Genomic DNA, 21,492 nt, shown 5'->3' on the forward strand with positions numbered 1-21,492 from the left:
CCATGAAACAAGACCAATTCGATGCCATCGTCGTGGGCTCCGGCGCCACCGGCGGCTTTGCGGCCAAGGAACTCACCGAGCGCGGCCTGACCGTGCTGGTGCTGGAGGCCGGCGGCCCGCTGCCCGAGCAGAAGTTCGAGGAAGCCCTCAAGGCCAACTTCGCCAGCATCGGCTCCATGGCCCGCATCAAGGCCGGCATCAACGGCCAGCACAAGCAGGCGCTGACGTCCTTCTTCACGCCGGAAAAGAGCTTCCTGTTCGTCAACGACCGTGAGCACCCCTACCAGTCGCCGCAGGACAACTACCTGTGGCTGCGCGGCAAGCAGGTGGGCGGGCGCTTCCTGGCCTGGGGCCGCGTGGCGCTGCGCATGTCGGATCACACCTTCAAGTTCAAGAGCCACGAGGGCACGGGCTTTGACTGGCCTATCTCTTATGCCGACATCGCGCCCTACTACGAGCGGGTCGAGCGCTTTCTGGGCGTGGTGGGCAATGACGACGGCATCGCCTACTGCCCCAGCGGCAGCTATGTGCGCCCAGCTGGCCTGAGCACTGCCGAGCAGGCCTTCAAGGCCAAGGTCGAAGCCCGTTGGCCGGATTGCAAGGTCATGGCCTGGCGCTATGTGCGCAAGGAAGCCACGCCGGTGGACGATCAGCGCAACCGCACCACCACGCCGCTGCAGGCCGCCGCTGCCACCGGCAAGCTGACGCTGCGCTCCAACTCGCCGGTGGAGCGCGTCAACACCGACCCGCGCAGCGGCCGAGCGACCGGCGTCACCTACATCGACAAGTTCAGCGGCACACGCCATGAGGCGAAGGGCAACGTGGTGGTGCTGTGCGCGTCCACCATCGAGAGCCTTCGCCTGCTGCTGAACTCCGCCGCCGAACAGCACCCCAACGGCCTGGGCAATTCCTCGGGCCTGCTGGGCCGCTACTTCATGGACCAGATGCTGACGCTGAGCCTGGGCTCTGCGCCCGGCTTCAAGGGCGGCCAGCTGGTGGACGGCACCTCGCCGGCCGACAACCACGGCGGCATCTACATCCCCCGCTTCCAGAACCTCAAGCGTCCCGGTGCGGGCGGTTTTGCCGGCGGCTTCAACCTGCAGGGCATCATCGGCCGGCCCATGGTGCCGCAGCACATGGACTCCATCGTCGGCCTCACCGGCCACGGCGAGATGCTGCCGCATGCCGACAACCGCGTGACGCTGGCACGCCGTCGCGACCGCCTGGGTGTGCCCATCCCGTCCGTGGGCATCCGCATGCGCGACAACGAATGGAAGCTGCTGCGCAACCAGGTCGACACGCAGAAGGCGCTGATGCGCGAGGCCGGCCTGCGCACCGACTTCCTCATCAGCCCGCTGGGTATTGACCCTGACAGCCCCTTCATGCCCAACAACAAGTGGCATGAGCGTCTGCTGTTCCGCCTGGCCTACAAGCGCAGCGTCGCGGTCGGCGCGGCCATCCATGAATGCGGTGGCGCGCGCATGGGCGACGACCCCAAGACCTCGGTCTTGAATGCGATGAACCAGCTCTGGGATGCGCCCAACGTCTTCGTCACCGACAGCAGCTGCTTCGTCACCAACGGCACCTGCGGCCCGACGCTGACGACGATGGCGCTGACGGTGCGGGCCTGCGAGCACATCGCCAGCGAGTACGCCCATTCCGAGGAGCTGCGCGCATGACGAGCGGAAAAGTACGCTGGGCCATCGTGGGCACCGGCGGCATCGGCAAGCGCACGGTGGGTGACCTGCGCCTGTGTCCGGACGCCGAGGTCGTCGCCATCGGTTCGCGCTCGCGAGCCAATGCCGAAGCCTTTGCCCAGGCCCACGGGCTGGCGCTGTCCTTCGACGACCATGCGCAGCTGTGCGCCAGTCCCGACATCGACGCCGTCTACATCGGCACGCCGCATGCCACGCATTTCGCGCTGGCGGCCCAGGCGCTGCGCGCGGGCAAGCATGTGCTGTGTGAGAAACCGCTGACCATGACCGGCGACGAGGCCCGCGAGCTGGGCCGCATCGCCGCCGAGCACGGCGTCTTCCTGATGGAAGCCATGTGGATGAAGTTCAGCCCGGCCATGCGCAAGGCGGTCGAGCTGGTCGGGCAGGGCGCCATCGGCGAGCCGCGCCTGCTGCAGGCCGGCCTGGGCTACCCCGTTCCGCCGGACGGCCCCAAACGCTTCTGGGACGCCGCACTGGGCGGCGGCGCGCTGTACGACATGGGCGTCTACACGATCACGCTGGCGCAGATGTTCCTCGGCCGGTTGGAGGCCATCAGCGTCACCGGCCGCACCCAGCCCGACGGCGTGGATCTGGAGGAAGCGATTACGTTGCGCTACGCGGGCGGTGCGCTGGCGCAGCTGGCCACGTCCATCACCTGCCTCGTGCCGCCGCGTGGCTGGCTGGGCGGGCGCAGCGGCGCCATCGACTTCCTGGAGCCGCTGTTCTCGCCCGGCGGCCTGAAGATCACCACCGGCAAGCCGCCGGCACCGCCCGCGGTGCAGGAGCTGAGCTTTGCGCGCGAGGGAGCCGGCTATGTGCCGATGTTCCGCGCGGTCAACGCGGCCATCCTGGCCGGCAGCACCGAACATCCCCTTCACCCGGTGTCCGCCACTGCCGAGGTACTGGACATCATGCAGCGCATCCAGGCGGCGCTGGCGCAGGAACGAGACGCTCGTTCCGCCGGCTGACCGGCGCATCACGGCTGCGACAGCAATACCAAAAAGACGGAGACAACCATGCACACCCCCCGCCGTGCCGGCATCCCTCAGGGCCTGATCATCATCGCGATCAGCCTGCTGCCCATGATGGCCATTGTGGCCTTGATGCCCATCGTGCCGCTGCTGGTGAAGAACTTCCAGCATGTGCCCAACATCCAGACGCTGGCGCCGCTGGTGCTGTCGGCGCCTGGGCTTTGTGTGGCGCTGCTGTCGCCCTTTGCCGGCTGGCTTGCCGACCGCGTGGGCCGGCGCAAGCTGGCCATCGGCTTCGCGGCCGTTTACGGCGTGGGCGGCATGCTGCCCTTCTTCATCCAGGACTTTGCGGTGCTGTTCGCCGGCCGCCTGCTGCTGGGTGTCGGCGAGGCCTTCATCCTGACCATGGGCAACACGCTGCTGGGCGACTACTTCGACAAGGACCAGCGCAACAAGTGGCTGATGTGGCAGGGCATCGTCGGGTCCGCCTGCGGCTCGGTGCTGCTGGCCGCCAGCGGCTACCTGGCGTCGTTCGGCTGGAACTTCTCCTTCCTCGTCTACGGCCTGGCGCTGGTCATCGCGCTGGCCGCGTGGTTCTTCCTGTTCGAGCCCGAGCGGCCGGCGCCCAGCTTTACCGCCTCGGGCAGCTGGATTCAGCCGCGCTTCCCCTACGCGATGATGCTGCGCATCGCCGGCACCACCTTCGTGCTGGCCGCGCTGTACTTTGTTTACACGCTGCAGTTCTCGCTCGCGCTGGATGCGATGGGTCTCAAGGAGATTCACCGCATTGGCAACTACAGCGCCGTGGCCAGCGCCGCGGTGCCGCTGGGCGCCATCGTGTTCAAGCTGCTGTCCAAGCGCAGCGCGGCGCTGCAGTTCACCGTGCTGTTCCTGTTGCTGGGCGTGGGCATGGTGGGTATCGGCCTGTCGCACGACATCACCACCGTCGTCGGCTTTGCCTTCGTGCAGCAGCTGGGCGCGGGCATGTGCATTCCCATCCTGATCGGCTGGGGCCTGCGCGAGCTGCCTGACCAGTTCCGCGGACGCGGCATGGGCTGGTGGACCAGCGCCTTCTTCCTGGGCCAGTTCCTGTCGCCGCTGTTTGTCACGCTGGCGCGCAACTGGACGGGCGGGCTGCTGCCGACCTTCGTCGCCGCGGGCGGCGTGTGCATCGCCATCGCGCTGGGGCAGGCCGTCCAGGCCTGGCGCGTGCCCGGCTCGCGGCTCAGTGGTGGGCAGGTGCGCTGAATGAGCGGACGCCAGAGTGCCGGCCCCTCGGGGTCGGTGGCGCAGCCATGTCCGGCCACGGCGGCCGGGCTGTCGCCGGGGCGGCGCACGCTCGCGTTCGTCGTCGTGGCGATCGCCTTCGTGATGGATCTGCTGGACGTCACCATCGTCAACGTGGCGCTGCCCGGCATCGGCCAGGCGTTGCATGCCAGCGGGGCGCAGGTGGCCTGGATCGTGGCCGGCTACGCGCTCGCGTTCGCGGTGCTGTTGGTCGTCGGCGGCCGGCTGGGCGATCTATACGGCTACCGGACGATGTTCGTCTGGGGCGTGGCGAGCTTCACGGTGGCATCGCTGGCCTGCGGCCTGGCGACGACGGCGGGCGGCCTGGTCCTGGCGAGGGTCGCCCAGGGCGCGTGTGGCGCCGTGATGGTGCCGCAGGTGCTGACGCTGATGCAGGCGATGTATGCGCCGCATGAGCGCATGCGCGCGTTCACCATCTTCGGCACGCTGGGCGGCGTGTCCTCCGCGCTTGGCCCGGTCATCGGCGGCCTGCTGGTGGACGCCGACGTGGGCGGCCTGGGCTGGCGCTCGGTTTTCCTGATCAACCTGCCCGTGGGCCTGCTGGCCATCGTGGGTGCGCTGCGCCTGCTGCCGAAGGACGCGCCTGCGCCTGGCACGAGCCTGGACCTCACGGGCGCCGTGCTGTGCCTGGTCGCTGCCCTGGCGTGGACCGTGCCGCTGATGCAGGGGCCGGAGCAGGGCTGGCGTTGGCCGCTCGTGCTGCTGCTGGGCAGCGCGCCTCTGTGGAGCTGGCTGCTGTGGCGCCACTGCCGGCGCATCGAGGGGCAGGGCGGCCACCCCATCGTGCAGCCGCGCCTGATGCGCGATTCCGGCTACCGGCGCGGCCTGCTGCTGTCGCTGCTGTGCACGGGGCTGGTGCCGGCGCAGCTGTTCGTGCTGACGCTGGCCTGGCAGTCGGGGGCCGGCCTGAGCGCCACGCGCATGGCACTGCTGTGCATGCCCATCGCACTGGGCGTCATGCTCAGCGTGACCTACCTGGGCAAGCTGGCGTTCGCCCGGCTCGGAGGGCGCTGCATCCTGCTCGGGCTGCTGTTCCAGGCCGCGGGCATTGCGTTGATGGCCGGCATCGCGGCCGGCCTGTGGGGCGAGCCCGTGGCGCTAGTCATGCAATGGCCTGGCTTCCTGGCGCAGGGGCTGCTGGGGCTCGGGGTCGGCTTCATCGGCCCGCCGTTGACGTCGCTGACCCTGCACGCCGTGCCGCGCGACCAGGCGGGCGGTGCCTCCGGCGTCGTCAATGCCGCGCGACAGTTCGCGGCCGTCGCTGCGATCGCGCTGGTGGCCGGGTTGGTTCATGGCCCGGCAGAGGCCGGGCACACGCCACTGCTGCTGATCACCACGCTGCCGGGCCTGGGCGCCTTGCTACTGGCATCGGTGGCGCTTGCATGGCGCTTGCCGGCCGGCCTGGCTCCGTCACCCGCCCAGGCACACTGAGCCCTTTGATTGCAGATTGCAGCGCCGGCCGTCCGGACCGGCGCACCTTTCCCATGTCGACACCCGAATTCACCGCCGTCCGCGAGACGCTGGACAGGCAGGCTCTCCAGCAGTACATCGACCTCACGCCACGGCAGCTCAGCTTCCAGCACTGCGTGTTCGACGGCGAAGACCTGGAGGGCCTGGCCCTGGGGCAGGCGCTGTTCGTGGGCTGCAGCCTGGCGGGCACGCGGCTGCGCCGCGCCTCGCTGACCGGCACGCGCTGGCGTGGGTGCCGCGCGGGCGGCGCCGACTTTGAGCTCGCTGACCTGACCGATGCCAGTTTCGAGTCCTGCGATCTGAACAACACCCAGTGGCGTCGCGCGCGGCTGTCGTCGGCGGCGTTCGTCGAGGTCAAGCTCACCGGTGCCCGCTTCACCGAGGCGCAGACGCTGGGCATGCGGCTGGCGCAGAGCCTGGCCGTCAATGCCGACCTGCGCGGGATGTCGTTCCGCAAGCAGGTGCTCGACGGGCTGAACTTCGAAGGCGCCGACCTGTCGGGCTGCGACTTCACGGACACGGTCTGGCAGGAGTGCAGTCTGGCCAACGCGGCCCTCAAGGGCGCCCGCTTCGCTCGGGCCGACCTGCGCCGCGCCAGGCTCGGGGAGGTGCAGGTCGGCGACCTGCTGCAGCATTACCAGGGCAGCATCATGTCGGTCGATCAGGCGGCGGCCATCGTCGCCGCGCTGGGCGTCCAGGTCATCTGAAGCTGGGCTTGCGGCCGATCTCGGCCGAGGGCGTCAACCGCGCCCGTCGTGTCAACGGGCCTTGCCGACGACCCTGTGTGTGCCGCTGCCAAGGGGTTGAGACAGGCCGCCAGGTAAGGCCATGCGGCCTGTGACGCCGGCAGGCAGACTGATCTCGAACCAGGGGCGGCCCGCATCGTCGAGACCCCAGGCGCTGGCGAGGACGCCGTGTTCTGTCGTCAGCCGGCAATTGCCCTCGCCCAGTCGTGTGTCCAGCAGCGGCTGGCACAGCACCGACTTGAAGCCCGGCGCCTCGCTGGCTAGGCCGGCTACGCGCCGGTACAGGAAGCCCGTGATTGAGCCAAGGGCATAGTGGTTGAAAGAGTTCATCGCCACGTCGCCGGTGTCGCCATTCCAGCGTTCCCAGATCGTCGTCGCGCCGCGCGCCACCATGTAGCCCCAGCTCGGGTATTCGGTGCGCAGCAGCAGCGCCACGGCTAGGTCCGCATGGCCGTGGTCGGCCAGCACGTCGAGGCTGAAGGGCGTGCCCAGGAAGCCGGTTGTCAGCAGCGTGCCGCGCTCGCGGATGTTGGCGGCGAGTTGGTCGGCCGCGGTCTGCTGCAGCGTTGGGGGCACGAGGCCGAAGGCCAGCGCGAGGATGTAGCTGGTGTGGCTGCCGTTGCCCACCTTGCCGTCGGGTTGCACGAACGCCGCGGCGAAGGCGGCGGCCACGCGCCCATGCCAGGCCGCGAAGTGGGCAGCCCGCTCGACGCGGCCGGTGGCCTGCGCCATCTGAACCATCATGCCCAGCATGCGCGCCCAACAGGCGGTGGCGCTGAGCAGCTTGGGCGTGGTGGCCTCCATCAGGTTTTTCGCGTCCAGCGACAGCCAGTCGCCGAAGTCCACGTCGCGGCGCTTGGCCCACAGTCCGTCCGGATTAACGTCGGCGATCCAGGCCATCCAGCGCTCCATCGAGTCCCAGTGCTCGTCGAGCAGCGCGCGTGACGAGTCCAGGCCATAGTGCTGCCACACCGTGTGCGGCAGCACGACGCCGGCATCGCTCCAGCCATGCGCGCCATAGGCCGGCAGCGCAGGCGGGTTGGTGTCGGCGTAGGCGCCGTCGGCGCGCTGGCTGGCGCGCAGGTCGGCCAGAAAGCGGCGCGTGAAGCCGCGCACGTCCATGTTGAAGGCTGCAGTGGGCCAGAACACCTGCGCATCGCCCGTCCAGCCCAGGCGCTCGTCGCGTTGCGGGCAGTCGGTGGGCATGCCGACGAAGTTGCTGCGTTGGCTCCACAGCGTGTTGTGCCACAGCCCCTGCACGATGGGCTGGGTGCTGTCGATGTGGCCGGTGATGCCGAGATCGCTGTGTACGACGATGCCATCGATGTCCTCGGCGCGCAGCTCGCCCGGCCAGCCGCTGACCTGCACGTGGCGGAAGCCGTGGTACGTGAAGCGGGGCTCCCACTGCTCGCCCGTCGGGTCGCCACGCAGGGTGTAGCGGTCGGTGCATTGGGCCGCGCGCAGGTTGCGCATGTCGACCGCGCCGTCGTCGCCGATGATCTCGGCGTGCCGTAGCGTGATCGTGCGGCCTGCCTCGCCGCGCACGCGGATGCGGCACCAGCCGGCGAAGTTCTGACCGAAGTCGACGACATGGTCGCCGTTGGTGAGGCGGCGGATGCTCCTGGGCTTCAGCAGTTGGGTTGCCCGGATCGGTGGGCTCTCCTGCGGCATCAGTGCGCAGGGCGGCGCGGGGGCCATCCAAACGGCGTCCCACGCGCTGGCGTCGAAGCCCGGCTCGTCCCAGCCGGCGGGCTCCAGGCGCGCGTCGTGGGTCTCGCCGTGATAGATCTCGGCGAAGACCGTGGGTGCCGGTGCGGACTGCCAGTCGAGGTCTGTCGTGACGAGCTGTGTCGAGCCATCGGCCGACGTCAACTCCAGCCGTGCCCACAGCCGCCGCGGCGCAGCGCCGAAGGGGTAGCGGCCACGGCCGATGGCCTCGCTGGCGTAGAAGCCGTCGGCCACTGTCACACCCAGCACGTTCTCGCCGGCGCGCAGCAGATCGGTCACGTCGTAGCGTTGCAGTAGCAGGCGAACCCGAAAGTCGCTGTTTTCAGGCGTCAGCAGCGCATCGCCGACGCGCTTGCCGTTCAGTCGGGCCTCGTAGCCGCCCAGCGCCGTGATCTGCAGCGTGGCCTGGGCGGCGTTTTGCGGCAGATCGAAGCGGCGCCGCATCAGCCGGCCGGCCTGGGCCGGCGCAGGCAGCCAGTCGATGACTTCGTGAGGCGCGACAGCCGTTGGCCAGGCGTCATCCAGCGATGCGTTCTGCCAGCCCTCGGCGGTGCCGGTGCGGATGCGCCAGTCGCCGGGTTGCGGTGCGATGAAGACGTCGCCGCTGCGCAGCAACGCGCCGATGCCGCCCTGGCGCGGCTCCTGGATGAAAGGATGAAACGTGCGCACGGTCACCGCCAGCCGGTGCGGGCCGGCTGCGAGGTCGCCGAGTTCCAGGTCACGCAGTTCGCGGCCGGCCATGCCGTCCTGGGAGGCAAAGAGCAGGCGCCCGTCCAGCCATACGCCGGGCAGGCCTTTCTGCGCCGCCAGCGTCAGCCGTGCGGCCGGCAGCGGCTCGGCTAGGTCGAAGGCCCAGACACACTGGCGCAGCTCGCCGTCGGCGGGGCCGTCGTCCCAGGCCCAGTGCCAGCCGGCCTCGCGCTCGGCGCGGGCGGCGGTGTCCTCGGCAGCCAGCCACAGGGGTTCGTTCAGAGCGGTCGGAGTCGTCATAGGGAGAGGGGGTGGTAGTCCAGCCACTGGAAATGCGCCGGACTGCTGCCACTGGCAGTCAGGCCAAGATAGACGCCGGTGAAGCCGCCGGCCACCTCGGTGGCCAGCAGCGCGCATTCGCCGCGACCCAGCGAGGTCGGCTCGGCGTTTGGCGGCTGGAAGAAGAAGCGGTAATGCGTCGCATCGGCCTCGATGCCCAGTACCAGCGGGCCGTCGGGCACGGCCTGCTCTGCGTCGACCTGGCACAGGCTTGCGACGCGGCGGCGCAGCCGGATGACGCGCTGTCCATCGCGACGGGCCAGCACGAGGTCGTAGTGGAAGGCCGCGCTTTTGTAGACCGTGAGCCCGGCTTCGTCGCCATGGTCCGCGGGATCAAAGTCGAGGCACGTGGCCGCGTGGCAGTCGAAATGCTGCTGGCGGCGGCCGACGAAGGCCGGCGTGCCGGCGGGCGTGTCCAGCGTGTCGGTGGCGCCCTGCAGTGTGAGCCAGCCGGGGCGTGTGTTCAGGCTGGCATGGCGGGGCTCGCGCAGATGCTGGAACTCGTGCGGCAGCGCAGGGCCATCGAAATGCGTGCGCGTCGGCGCCGCATTGACCGGCGCGGCCGCCAGCTTCGGCGCGTCCATCGTCTCGTGCACGCGGCCCTCGCGGCCGATGCGCGGCCAGCCGTCGTCACCCCAGTCCACCGGTGCGAGCAGCGTCTCGCGGCCCAGATGCTGGCGTGACGGCGCGAACGGCAGCGGTGCGGGGCGTATGCCCAGCAGCACGGCCCACCAGTCGCCCGCGGGTGTTTGCACGAGGTCGGCATGCCCGGTGGCCTGGAGGGGGCTGCCGCTGCTGCGGTGGCTGAGGATGGGGTTGTGTGGGCAAGCCTCAAACGGGCCATCGACCTGGCGGCTGCGCGCCACGGTGACCATGTGGCCGTACTCGGTGCCGCCCTCGGCGATCAGCAGGACGTACCAGCCGCCGCGCCGGTAGAGGTGCGGTCCCTCGGGTGCATGGCCGCCGGTGCCGGCCCACACACGCTTGCGGGGCGACAGCAGGCTGCCCGTCGTGAGGTCGAGTTCGGCCTGGTAGATGCCCACCGGCTCGTCACCCAGGAAACCGCCGTTGCCGCTGATGAAGACGCGGCCGTCTTCGTCCTGGAACAGCGACGGGTCGATGCCGGGCCAGTCCAGCCACAGCGGGTCGCTCCACGGTCCTTCAGCGTGCTCGGCGGACACGATGAAGTTGCGGCGCAGGTGCACGTTGGTGGCGATGACGTGGAAGCGCCCGCCGATGTGGCGCAGCGTCGGCGCAAAGATGCCCAGCGACGCAGGGCTGCCGCGCAGATCGAGTTGGCTTGGCCGCGTCAGCACATGGCCCAACTGCCGCCAATGCACGAGGTCGCGGCTGTGGAAGATCGGAATGCCGGGGAAGAACTCGAAGGAGCTGTGGACCAGCCAGTAGTCGTCGCCGACGCGGCAGATGCTGGGGTCGGGGTGGGTGCCCGGCAGGATGGGGTTGCGGAACTGTGGCGTCATGTCAGTTCGCCAGTTGCACTCGCCCATGGATGTCGAAAGGCAGCGCGACGCCCGGTGCCGCCGTGCCGGGCTGGCCGCCGCCCAGGTGCAGCGTGTAGCGACCTTCGCCCACCCAGCGGCTGCCGTCATCGGCGACGTGGCTGAGCTGCCGCGCGTCCAGTTCCAGTCGCACGCGTTGCATGGTGCCTGCGGCGACGTGGATGCGCGTGAAGGCACGCAGGCTGTGGCGTGTGCCTGGCAGGGTCAGGTAGACCTGCACGACCTCGTCGCCATCGCGGCTGCCGACATTGCGCACGTCGACTTCGACCCTCAGCCCGTCCCCGGCCTGCAGCACCTCGGTGGAGAGCGCTGCGTTGCCGTAGTCGAAGCGCGTGTAGCTCAGCCCGTGGCCGAAGGGGTAGCGCGCCGCGCCGTCGAAGTAGCGGTAGGTGCGGCCCGTCATGGCGTAGCTCTCGAAAGGTGGCAGGTCGGCCACGTCGCGGTAGACGGTGACCGGCAGGCGGCCGGCTGGGTTCACGTCGCCGGCCAGTGCCTGCGCGATGGCCCTGCCGCCCTCCTGGCCGGGATACCAGGCCTGCATCACGGCACCGGCCGCGTCGATGTGGTCATCCGACACTGCGCCGCCCGCCATGACGATTGCCGCCCAGGGTTTGCCGCTGCGTTGAACGGCCGCGAGCAACTGCTGCTGCTCGGCAGGCAGGGCCAGCGTCTGGCGGTCGCCGCCTTCGAAGCCGGGCAGTTGGACCGGCAGGTCCTCGCCCTCCAGCCGGCCGTTGAGCCCGACAAAGGCCAGCACGAGATCTGCCCTCGCCATCGCGGCCTCGGCCTGCGCCAGCGCGTCGGGCACTTCCGGGAAGGCCACGAGCCGACTGAAGCCCATGGGCATGCCCATAAGCTCGAAGCGCAGCCGGTAGCGCCGGCCCTGCACGAGGTCGACGGCGGCCAGGCAGTCAGCCGGTGCGTGCGGGTGGCTGTCATCAGCGATCAGTGCATCGTCCAGCCACAAGCGGCTCATGCCGGTGCCGTGGCTGCCCAGCTGCCAGCGGCCCGTGGCGGGCGCGACCAGCCAACCGCGCCAGCGCGTGAATCCCTGGCCCGCGCGGCCGAACCAGAGGGCCTGGGTGTCCACCCAGCGCGACACCACCTCACTGGGGCCGAAGCCGGCGTGGCGTTCGGCGTCCAGGCCGGGTGTGTCGGTCTCGGTGCGCAGCCAGGCGGTCGGCACGTCCACCGGCGTCATCGGCACATTGGCGCCAGCAGCATGGAGGAACCCGGTGCCGGGGAAGCGCTCGCGCAGCGCCTGCAGCGGCGTGAGGCCCTGCGTGGGCTGGCCGTGGTAATTGCCCAGCATGGAGTCGAGGTCGTCGGCCAGTGGCCCGATGACGGCGATGCGCTGGATGCCGACGGCGAGCGGCAGCAGGCCGTCGTTCTTCAGCAGCACCAGGCCCTGCTGGGCCGCGCGCAGCGCGGTGCGCGCGTGATCGGCAGTCGGTGCTTCAGCGTCGGCCTTGTGCACGCCCAGCACGCCGAGGCGCTCGCGCACCGCGAGGCTGCGGGCCAGTGCTCGGTCCAGGTCGGCCTCGGTAAGCAGGCCTTGCGCCACGGCGTCCAGGTAGGCCGCGGCAGCCGGCACCGGGCCGGCGTAGAGCTCGGTGTCCATACCGCTCTTCACCGCGACGGCCACGGCTTCGGCGTCGCTGGCCGCCGTGCGGTGGTGCTGGTGCAGGAAGCGCACGGCGTTGCAGTCCGACATGACGAAGCCGCTGAAGCCCCAGGTGGCGCGCGCCGTTTCCTGCACCAGGCCTGCATGCGAAGCACCCGGCTGGCCGTTGACGGCGTTGTAGACCGTCATCAGCCCGCCTACGTCGCCGTCCACCACCGCGGCGCGAAAAGCCGGCAGGTAGGTGTCGGCGAGGTCGTAGGCGCTGACGCGCGCTTCGAACGTGAAGCGCAGCGGCTCTGGCCCGCTGTGCACGGCGAAGTGCTTGGCCACGGCGCAGGCGCGGTCGTCGGCCTGCAGGCCGCGGATCAGTGCGACGCCGAGCTGAGCGGTCAGCTGCGGGCATTCGCCCAGCGTCTCCTGCCCTCGGCCCCAGCGCGGGTCGCGCAGGATGTTGAGGTTGGGCGCCATGAAGCTCAGCCCCTCGGACATGCCGGTGCCGACCGGGCTGCGCAGCAGCGCGCGGGTGTGGGCGGCGCGGCCCTCGACAGTGATCTCGCGGCCGATGGTGTGCAGCAGATCCGTGTCAAAGCTCGCCGCCAGCGCGATGGGCGCAGGGTAGACGGTGGCCGCCTCGCCGGGCGAGACCAGGCCGTGCAGCGCCTCGGTCCAGTGGTCGTAGGCGGGCAGGCCCAGCAGCGGAACGGCCGCGTTGGCGTTGCTCATCAGGCCGGCCTTCTCGGCCAGCGTCAGTTGCCGCAGCAGCTGTTCCACGCGCATCGTCGTCGTCACTGCTTGGCCAGCCAGAGCAGGTAGGCGTCCAGCCAGCCGTCGGCCGTCGTGCCGCGCGGCATGGAGCCGAAGCCGTGGCCGCCGCGTTCGTACAGGTGCAGCTCGACGCGCTGGCCGGCACGGCGCCAGTTCTGCACGATGTCGAAGCCGTCTGGCGGGAACAGCGGGTCGTCGGCCGCCTGCGCCAGGAACAGCGGCGGCACCGGCTGGCGGGGCGCTGTGGCGTAGAAACCGCCGTAGATCAGCGCCAGCGTGTCAGGCATCTCGTCTGCCGTCGCCTGCGTCACCAGCGCGCGGCCGGTGCGGGCGCCGGCCGAGAAGCCGATGTAGCCCAGGCGCCTGGCATTGAAGCCCTGCTCGGTGGCATGGGCCTTCAACCAGGCCATCGCTGCCTTCGCGTCTTCGATGGCCGGGCCATAGGGCGCGAGGTCGTCGGCGGCCTTGGGCGCGCCGGGTGCGAAGCGCTGGGCGATCTCGGCGTTGACCTCGGCGGCGAAGTCCGCGTCGGTCACCGGCGTGGGCTTGACGCGGTAGACCAGCACGAAGGCCGTGTAGCCCGCGTCGGCCAGTCGGCGTGCGATGGGCATGCCTTCGTTCTCGATGGCGACGAAGCGGTAGCCGCCGCCCGGCACCACCAGCACCGCGCGGCCGTTGGCCTTGCCAGCGGCCGGGCGCACCGGGTAGAGCTGCGGGCGCTGCACATTGCGCAGGATGCGTTCCTGGCCCAGGCCGGTCCACTGGAATGCGGGGCCGCTGCCGGTGCCGCCGAAGGGCAAGGGCGCAGGCAGTTCCATCGGCGCGGCGGGCACAGTGCGGAAGACATGGACGGGCGGCGGCGCGTCGGCCGCGAGTGCTGTTGGCGCGTGGCCGAGCGCGACGCTGGTGATGAGGCCGCAGAGCAGTTGCTTCAGGGCGGGCCGCGAGCAGGTGTGGGGCATCTTCATGCTTGGTTGGAGGTGGCGTTGAGCCTGAGCTTGGCCAGGAGGTCGGTCAGCAGCGCGCGGTTGTCGATGCGGGCTATGACGGGCAACTCGCGTCCGGCCTCTTCGACGCGGGTGTGGTGTGTGGGCGCGGCGCGGTCCAGCACAGCGGCGTGGACAAGGGCGCCGTCACCCAGCGTGACGGTCGGGCCCAGCTGTACGAAGGGCGGCAGCGTCAGATAGCGCTCGTACAGCCAGCGGCCCAGCGGCGAGGCGGGGCGCAGGTCGGCGCCCAGCTCGGCGACCGAGACGGCCAGTTGCCGGTAGGTCTCGCGCGGCACGACCCACAGCGGCAGCGTGGGATGCGCCAGCACCGCGCGCGCGGCAGCGGCGTCGGTCGCAAAGTTGTACTCGGGCTCGCCGCCTGGGGTGAGTGAGCCACCGATCCAGATCAGCGTCATGCGTGTGGCGATTTGCGGCGCCAGGCGCAGCGCGGCGGCGACGTTGGTCAGCGGTCCGCCGCAGGTGATGAACAGCGGCAGCGGATCGTCGCGCAGGGCCTCGGCGACGATGGCGCGCGCGGCAGCGCTGACCTGCGCATCGCTGGCCCCGAAGCTCTCGGCGCCGGTGATGACAGGGCAGGGAGCAATGCCGGCGATGCGGGCCAGCTCGGTGACAAGGTCACGGCCCTTGGCGGCCGTGCGGCCGGCGGGCTCGCCCGCCATCGCCGCCAGCTTGGCATCCAGCGCCGTCGTCGTTACCAGCACGGTCTTGGTCGTCGGGCTGAGCCACTGATGGGCCAGTGCGAAAAGGCCGTCCGGGTCACCGGCAAAGTCGTTGTCGACGATGACGCGGGCTGAGGGGCGCTGCGCGATCAGCGGCGCAGCACGCAGAGGCAGGCATGTGGCGGCCAGCGCAGCCCCGTGCGCGAGGACGAGACGGCGGTCCATGTCAGTTCGGCGACTTGTGGAAGCGGCCGTCCTTCATGATGGCCTTCAGGTGATGCTTGTTCTGCAGGATGGCGACGTTCTCGGTCGGGTCGCCGTCTACCAGCAGCAGGTCGGCCAGGAAGCCCTCCTTCAGCTGGCCCAGCTCGTCGCCCATGCCCATGATCTGTCCGCCAAGGGCCGTGGCCGCATGCAGTGCCTCGGCGGGCGTGTAGCCGAAGTGCTGCACCCACAGCTCCAGGTCGCGCGCATTGCGGCCGTTGGGGTTGAAGGGGAAGCCGTAGTCGCCGCCCGGCAGCAGGCGCACGCCGCGGCGGCGTAGTTCGGGCACGAGCTTCTTCTGCGTCTCCAGAACGATGGCGGCGTCCTGCTTCATGTGCGTCATGTCGAAGTGCGGCGGCGGCGTGGCGTCCAGCGTGGCCTGCACGATGCCGATGCTGGGCGCGACGAACACCGTGTCGCGCGCCGCTTCCAGCATGTCCAGCGCCTCCTCGTCGGCATAGGTGCAGTGGTAGAGCACGCGGAAGCCCGCCTTCAGGCCCAGCTTGACGGCGTTGGCCGCGTGGGCGTGACCGGTCAGCCAGAGGTCGTGCTCGCGCGCGGCGGCGCCGGCGGCCATCAGCTCTTCCTCGGTGTAGAGCAGCTCCAGCGACGCGCCGGGCTTCAGGGCGCTCTCGCCCGAGATCAGGAACTTCACGGCCTTAGCGCCGATGTCCTTGCAGCCCTTCACGAAGGCGGCCACGTTGGCTGGGCCTGCGCCATGCTCGTCGACCTTGCCTGGGTCCAGCAGTGTGCCTTCCATGGGTGGCTCGCGTTCGACGGACGAGGCGATGAGGCGAGGCCCCGGCATGCCGCCGCTGTCGATCATGTCCTTCAGCGCGGGCTCGATGCGCTTGCCCAGGGCGCCGGCGGAGTAGGCGCTCGTGAAGCCGTGGTCCAGCAGGATGCGGGCGTTGCGCGCGGCAGTCAGCGTCAGCTCCTCGGGAGGCAGGCTCATGCCGGGCACGAACTTCTCGACGCTGGTGGGCCAGGTCAGGTGCGCATGGGCCTCGGTGAGGCCGGGCATCAGCATGCCGCCGCGGCCGTCGATGACGCGGGCGTTGTCGTGCGACACGCTGTTGCCGATGGCCGTGATGCGGCGGCCGTCCACGCGCAGCTCGGCGGCGAAGGGGGGGCTGCCGCTGCCGTCGAAGATGCGCACGTTGGTGAAGACGACGCCGGGTTCGGGCATCGGCGGGATGTAGCGGTGGTCCATGGCCAGGTCCTGCGAGCTGCCGGGTTGGTGATGTGTGGTGACGCCGTCGGGCAAGGCGTTGTGGCGCGCGATGTCGCCGAGGAAGTGGGCGCTGGGCTTGGGCGCGCGCTGCTGCGTGCTGCGATCCACCGCAATCAGGCCGAAGCGCGGCTGGTAGCCGAACACCCACTCGAAGTTGTCGAAGGCCGTCCAGTAGGCATAGCCGATGATGGGCACGCCATCCGCGATGGCTGAGTGCAGGCCGGCCAGTGCCTGGCCGATGAAGTCGACGCGCCGCGCATCGTCGTCGCCGCAATAGCCGTTCTCGCTGATAAGGATGGGCAGCTTCAGCTCATGCGCCACGCGGCGGGCGACCGAGGCGACGGCCTGCGGCGCGAACTCGTAGCGCATGCCGGTGGTCTCAGCGCCCTCAGGCGACGCGATCTGGCCCTCGGGGCCGTAGATCTCGCGGGTGTAGTTCTGCAGGCCGAAGAAGTCGTCGCCCTGGATGGCCGGCAGCCATTGGCGGAAGTTGCCGTGCCACATCTTGGCGGCCTGCTGCTCGCCACCGGGTGCCACGTGCGGCTGGCTCAGTGCTAGCGACAGCCCGACCTGCACACCCGGCGCCACGCGGCGGATGACCTCTCGCGCGGCAACATGCGACGCTGAGATGGTGGCCACGCCGCGCTCGTCGCCGGCCATCTGGAAGGCGCAATACGTGGCGACGTCGGTACCGCAGGCCTTGGCTGCGCTCTCGCGCCACCCGGGCGCACGCCAGCTCTTGACGTCCACGCCGATGGGCGGCACGAAGCCCAGCGTCGCGAACATGCTCTGCAGCAGCACGCCGATGTTGCATTCGTTGAGCGTGACGACGCGCTTCACCGCCGGGCCCAGCGCCGGCATCACGCGCTCGACGTAGCGGGCGAACAGTTGCGGCGTGCGCTCGCCCTTCCACCCGCCCAGCGCCATCAGCCATTTCGGCGATGTGAAGTGGTGCAGCGTGACCAGCGGCTCCAGGCCGTGCTCGACACAGGCATCCACCACGGCGCGGTAGTGGGCGAGCGCCTCGGGGCTGAACTCGCCCTCGCGCGGCTCCACGCGCGCCCATTCGATGGAGAAGCGGTAGGCCTTCAGGCCCAGCGAGGCCAGCAGCGCGATGTCGTCGCGGAAGAGGCGGTAGTGGGCGATGGCATCGCCGCTCTTGTCGGCATAAGGCGAGCCCTCGGCCCATTCCTCGGCCCAGGTGTCGCAGTTGTCGTTGCCGCCCTCGATCTGGTGGGCGGCGGTGGCCGTGCCCCAGAGGAAGCCGGCTGGAAAAGCGTGGTTCATGATCGGATTTCGCAAGAAAGGGTCAGGCCAGCGCGGCGCGGCGCTCGGCCAGTTCGACATTGATCTGCTGCAGCTGGGCGCGACCCAGCGGATAGGCCCAGCCCATGATGGCGGCCACGCCCAGGGCCATGACGGCGGGGATGATGCTCATCAGCGCGACGACGCCCTGCAGCGCCTGCGGAGCCTGCTGCGCAGCGCCGGCCTGGTAGGCCGTGATGCTGAGCACGCCGCCGACGATGGCGCTGGCCAGGCCCGCGCCGACCTTGTTGGAAAAGTTGATCGTCGCGATCAGCGTGCCGACGACGCGCTTGCCGCTGCGGTGCTCGATGTCGTCGGCGATGTCGCCGTTCATCGAGTAGCTGATGGGCGCGCTGATGCCCAGACAGACATTGGCCAGCAGCGACAGCACGAACACCACCGGCAGGCGGTCGGGCCCGCCCAGCAGGATGGCCGTCCACAGCAGGGCACCGGCGAGCATGCCGCCCACATAGACGCGCTTCTTGCACACGCGCCGCGTCAGCTGGTCGCTCAGCACGACGCCGGCCACCAGGCCGATGCCGCCCAGGCCCATGAAGGGGCCGATGAGCTGCGGCTTGCCGATGACGGCGGTGAAGTAGTACACGCACGCCGCCAGCGGCAGGCCGATCAGCGTGGCCAGCACGCATTGCGCCAGCACGCCGGCCCGCCAGGCACGGCTGGCGAGCAGCGCGCGCAGGTCGGCCTTGAGGTCGGGGGCGGGTCCGCCGGTCATGGGCGGCACGCGCTCGCGCACGAAGGCGAAGCAGGCCCAGGTGAACAGCAGGCCGGCAGCGCCGAACACCATGGCGGCGCGCTGGAAGCCCTGGGCCGGGCTGCCATCGGCCAGCGCGTCCTTCAGCACGGGGAAGCCTACCGCGCAGCCGACCACGAAGATGAACTGCACGAAGCTGCTGACGCCCGCCATGCGCAGGCGCTCGTCGGGATCCGGCGCGACCATGGGTAGCATGGACTGGAACGGAATCATGATGAGGCTGTAGGCGCACCACAGCACGGTGTAGGCCGCGACGAAGTACACCGTGCGCGCCATGCCTTCGAGCGGCGGCACCGTGAAGCTGGCCACGAGCGCCAGCGCCAGCACCGGCGCGAACCACAGCAGGTAGGGGCGCGCCTGGCCCCAGCGGCTGCGCGTGGCGTCGACACGGCGGCCGACGAAGATGTCCCAGACGGCGTCGACGATGCGTACCAGCAGCAGCAGCGCGCCAATGAAGGCGGCCGACAGCCCGGCCACGTCGGTGTAGAAGTACATCGCCATGCCACCGGTGGCGGTCACGGCGGTCGGCATGAAGTTGCCCAGGCCGTAGGCCACTTTTTCAGGGAAGGAAATGCGCGAAGTGCTCATGAGAGGCTTTCAGCAAGCAGGCGAACGGGGCCGAGGAGGCCGGTGGGAAGTCGGGTCAGGCGCCGGCCGGGCAGCGGCAGGCCGCCGGGGCGCTGGGGGTCGCGGTGGGCGTTCTCGGGCACGTTCGCGACGGTGATGACCAGTGTGTTGCTGCCGGCCTGCAGCCGGCGCGTCACGTCGAAGACGAACGGTCCTTCACTGCGCATCCATGGCGTGTCGCCGTTGACCTGCAGTGACAGCGCATCGTGCGCCGTGCCGAGGTCCAGGCATAGCGTGCCGGCGGCCAGCTCGGCGGACGTGACGTCCAGCGTCAGCGTGTAGCGCAGCTGGCCGGCGAAGTCGGCCAGATCGGCGAGGTTGCGCAGGTCGTTCAGCGAGTCCCAGGTGGCGTCGAAGCGGATGCGGCGGCCAGCCAGGCCCACGCCGTCGCCGCTGACCTGCCAGGGCCCGCGCAGCTCGCGCGTGGTGCTGCGGGCCGCGGCGCGGCGCGGCCGCGCTGGGCGGCATTGCGCGCTGGGGGCGATGCGCAGCCAGCGCGACGTGGTGGGCGGCAGCTGCATGTCGGTGGCGTCGTGGGTCTTCATCCCGTGCACTTCTCCAGTCCAGGCATCCCAGGTTTCGGCAGCCAGGCCCGGGGCCAGCGCCCAGACCGGTGCCTGCGGCGTGGCGCCGGGGTTGCGTAGCAGCACCCAGCGCTGCTCGCCGTCCTCGCGCACATGGAAACTGCAGCCGTGCCCGGCGGCGAGTTCCAAGGTGGCGGGCACGCCGGCCTCGCGCAGGGCCTGGCCCAGCGCGGACGGTGCGACGGTGCGCACGGGCTGCAGCGCCTGTCGCACGCGGGCGTCGCGAGCCGCTGCGTCCAGCCAGCCGGCCTCACGGCGAGGCAAGCTGCCGCAGGCGAGCACGGGCACGCCTGCCGCCAGGCAGGCGGCCAGGCACTCGGCCACCTCGGCGCGCAGTGCGTGCAGGTCGGTCAGCACGACGGCGCGGTAACGGTGGCCGCCCGGCGTGACCAGCGCGCCGGCCTCCACGTGGCAGGCGCGCAGGCCGTGCTCGTTGATCCAGTCCCAGTCGTAGCCGGCGTCCTGCAGCGCGTCGTGCCAGGCCGGCGGCGTCAGCCGGTCGGCGGCACCCATGAAGGCGAACAGGTCCAGCGGCGCGAGCACGGCCACCGGCACCACGGCGCGGCCGCGCTGCAACAAGTTCTGGTTGCGGGCGAGGTAGTCGGTCAGCGGGCGGGCGAACGCCCACCAGGGGTTGTGCTCGTCCAGCGGCGTGCCGATCTCCATGGCCTCGAACGGGTACCACGGGTGCTGGCCGTCGGGCCAGCCGGCGACACTCGCGCTGGCACCATGGCCCACGAGTTGCTGGATACCGGCCACATAGAAGGCGTCGGCCCGCTCGCGCACCTGGCGGGGTGTGATGGCCAGGCCTTCCAGCAGCCAGCAGAAAGCCTCGCCGCTGACGGTGTCGCGGCCGTAGATGTGGGCCGCCGAGCGGGCCACACGCAGAAAATGCGGCGCTGCGCCACCGGCAAGGTCCTCGGTCTCGGGGATGTCGGCGGTGCCGTAGGCCTGCAGCCAGTCCACCGGCGCGCCATGGGCCTGGACCCGGGACTGCAGGCCCTGTGCGCGGGCCCAGTCGGCCAGCGGCGCGTACAGGCGCTCGATCATCAGCTCGGAGACGGTGAGGCGGTAGTCGTGCCGCAGGCGCTCGCCTGCATCAGCGGCGTCGAACAACGCGGCGCCGCGGCGCGCCTGGAAGCAGTTGCGCCAGCCGGGCTGCAGCATCAGCGGCAGGTGTGGGCGCGGGTCGTAGCCGCGCCGGCGCTGGAACTCGGCAGCGAAGTCGGCCGTCCACAGCAGGTCGGTCGGCACTTCCAGGCTGTCGATGAAGACGCTGCGCCAGGTGCTGCCGGCATGGGCGGCCCAGTGCGGCAGCGCGGCGTCGCCCACACGGGCGGCATGTGCGTCGAAGGCGGCGCGTTGCAGGTGGTCCAGCACCAGCTGCGGGCCGTGGCCGGCGCCTTCCAGAATGAGCTGGTCGCTGACGAAGCGCTGCACGACGACGATCTGCCAGTCGCCCTCGGGCACGTCCCAGCTGAGCTGGCCGTCAGGCTGCAGGCGGTCGGTCAGGTCGACCGTTTGCGAGGCGTCGACCCAGCCCGGCGCGAATACCTGGCCCCAGCGGTCAGGTAGCGTCATGGGCACGAAGCCGGGGTAGGGGCCGAGGCTGGGCGTGCTGCCGCGCAATGCGACGACGGCGACGGTCTCGGCCGCTGCCATGCGGGTCAGCCAATCGGCCGGCAGTGCCTGTTCTTCAGGCAGGCCACCGTGGCTGGCGAGCCAGCTGGCCGAGCGTTGCGGCCGTTCGGGCCGGCGCGGCTGGCCTTGCCAGCGGCAGGGGCCTTGCACGCTGGTCCAGGCCAGGCTGAGCTCCTGCGTGGCGAGTTCCGGCGTGATGGCCTCACCGCCGCCGAAGGGCCAGGCCGAGCCGAAGGTGGTGTCCACGCGCAGCCCCAGCCGGGCGGCCTCGGCCATGACGGTGGCGACGGTGTCGAACCAGCGTGGCGTGAAGACGTCGTGCAGGTCGGCAGGTGCTGCCGGGCCGTCATGGGGCAGGCCGATGCGGCAGGGCTGGATCTCCACGCCCCCCCAACCGGCGGCCGCGAAGCCGCGCAGCTGCTCGCACAGCGTGGTGGCGTCGACGGCGCCGCCCGGCCACCACCAGCGCAGCAGTGGGCGGTGGTGGGTGGGGGGATCGCGGAACAGGTCGTGCATGTCA

General features: G+C 70.6%; 13 protein-coding genes. 5 read left to right on the forward strand and 8 right to left on the reverse strand.

Annotation, left to right across the window (positions count from 1 at the left end):
• Positions 1-2 precede the first annotated feature (2 nt).
• The 5 genes from ACG0Z3_RS00125 to ACG0Z3_RS00145 are packed head-to-tail and all read left to right on the forward strand — an operon-like array spanning position 3 to position 6,171.
• On the forward strand, positions 3-1,679 hold the full coding sequence (locus ACG0Z3_RS00125; RefSeq protein WP_394394349.1) for a GMC oxidoreductase: 1,677 nt from the start codon (positions 3-5) through the stop codon (positions 1,677-1,679).
• Entirely contained in the window at positions 1,676-2,683 is a 1,008-nt protein-coding gene (locus tag ACG0Z3_RS00130; RefSeq protein ID WP_394394350.1) for a Gfo/Idh/MocA family protein, read from the forward strand. Before ACG0Z3_RS00125 ends, ACG0Z3_RS00130 begins: the two co-directional genes overlap by 4 nt.
• Before the next feature lie 48 nt (positions 2,684-2,731).
• Positions 2,732-3,934: an MFS transporter gene (locus ACG0Z3_RS00135; protein ID WP_394394351.1), complete on the forward strand. Its 1,203-nt coding sequence runs from the start codon at positions 2,732-2,734 to the stop codon at positions 3,932-3,934.
• Positions 3,935-5,425: an MFS transporter gene (locus ACG0Z3_RS00140; RefSeq protein ID WP_394394352.1), complete on the forward strand. Its 1,491-nt coding sequence runs from the start codon at positions 3,935-3,937 to the stop codon at positions 5,423-5,425. It begins immediately after the preceding gene.
• 53 nt (positions 5,426-5,478) lie between these two features.
• The gene (locus ACG0Z3_RS00145; protein ID WP_394394353.1) at positions 5,479-6,171 is read left to right on the forward strand and encodes a pentapeptide repeat-containing protein; all 693 of its coding nucleotides are present in this window, start codon (positions 5,479-5,481) and stop codon (positions 6,169-6,171) included.
• A gap of 51 nt (positions 6,172-6,222) precedes the next feature.
• Here the strand turns inward: ACG0Z3_RS00145 and ACG0Z3_RS00150 are convergent, their stop codons facing one another.
• From ACG0Z3_RS00150 to ACG0Z3_RS00185, 8 genes are read right to left on the reverse strand one after another with little or no spacing between them, the layout of a single operon-like run.
• Complete coding sequence (locus ACG0Z3_RS00150) at positions 6,223-8,928, reverse strand: alpha-L-rhamnosidase (protein WP_394394355.1); 2,706 nt, start codon at positions 8,926-8,928, stop codon at positions 6,223-6,225.
• A complete protein-coding gene (locus ACG0Z3_RS00155; RefSeq protein ID WP_394394356.1) occupies positions 8,925-10,448 on the reverse strand; it encodes a glycoside hydrolase family 43 protein in 1,524 nt (507 codons plus the stop codon). Before ACG0Z3_RS00155 ends, ACG0Z3_RS00150 begins: the two co-directional genes overlap by 4 nt.
• A 1-nt stretch (position 10,449) precedes the next feature.
• Positions 10,450-12,900 carry a glycoside hydrolase family 3 C-terminal domain-containing protein gene (locus tag ACG0Z3_RS00160; protein WP_394394357.1) on the reverse strand — a complete coding sequence of 817 codons (2,451 nt, stop codon included), beginning with the start codon at positions 12,898-12,900 and terminating at the stop codon, positions 10,450-10,452.
• A complete protein-coding gene (locus ACG0Z3_RS00165) occupies positions 12,897-13,844 on the reverse strand; it encodes an alpha/beta hydrolase (protein WP_394394358.1) in 948 nt (315 codons plus the stop codon). The genes ACG0Z3_RS00160 and ACG0Z3_RS00165 overlap by 4 nt, the downstream gene beginning before the upstream one ends.
• The gene (locus ACG0Z3_RS00170) at positions 13,841-14,770 is read right to left on the reverse strand and encodes a nucleoside hydrolase (RefSeq protein WP_394394359.1); all 930 of its coding nucleotides are present in this window, start codon (positions 14,768-14,770) and stop codon (positions 13,841-13,843) included. The genes ACG0Z3_RS00165 and ACG0Z3_RS00170 overlap by 4 nt, the downstream gene beginning before the upstream one ends.
• 1 nt (position 14,771) lies before the next feature.
• Complete coding sequence (locus ACG0Z3_RS00175; protein ID WP_394394360.1) at positions 14,772-17,330, reverse strand: family 1 glycosylhydrolase; 2,559 nt, start codon at positions 17,328-17,330, stop codon at positions 14,772-14,774.
• A 22-nt stretch (positions 17,331-17,352) separates the two neighbouring features.
• Positions 17,353-18,708 (reverse strand): MFS transporter, encoded by a 1,356-nt coding sequence (locus tag ACG0Z3_RS00180; protein ID WP_394394361.1) that lies wholly within the window; start codon positions 18,706-18,708, stop codon positions 17,353-17,355.
• Entirely contained in the window at positions 18,705-21,488 is a 2,784-nt protein-coding gene (locus ACG0Z3_RS00185; protein ID WP_394394362.1) for a glycosyl hydrolase, read from the reverse strand. Before ACG0Z3_RS00185 ends, ACG0Z3_RS00180 begins: the two co-directional genes overlap by 4 nt.
• Between the last annotated feature and the right edge of the window lie 4 nt (positions 21,489-21,492).

The sequence above is a fragment of the Pelomonas margarita genome, assembly GCF_043555875.1.
Taxonomy (GTDB): Bacteria; Pseudomonadota; Gammaproteobacteria; order Burkholderiales; family Burkholderiaceae_C; genus Pelomonas; species Pelomonas margarita.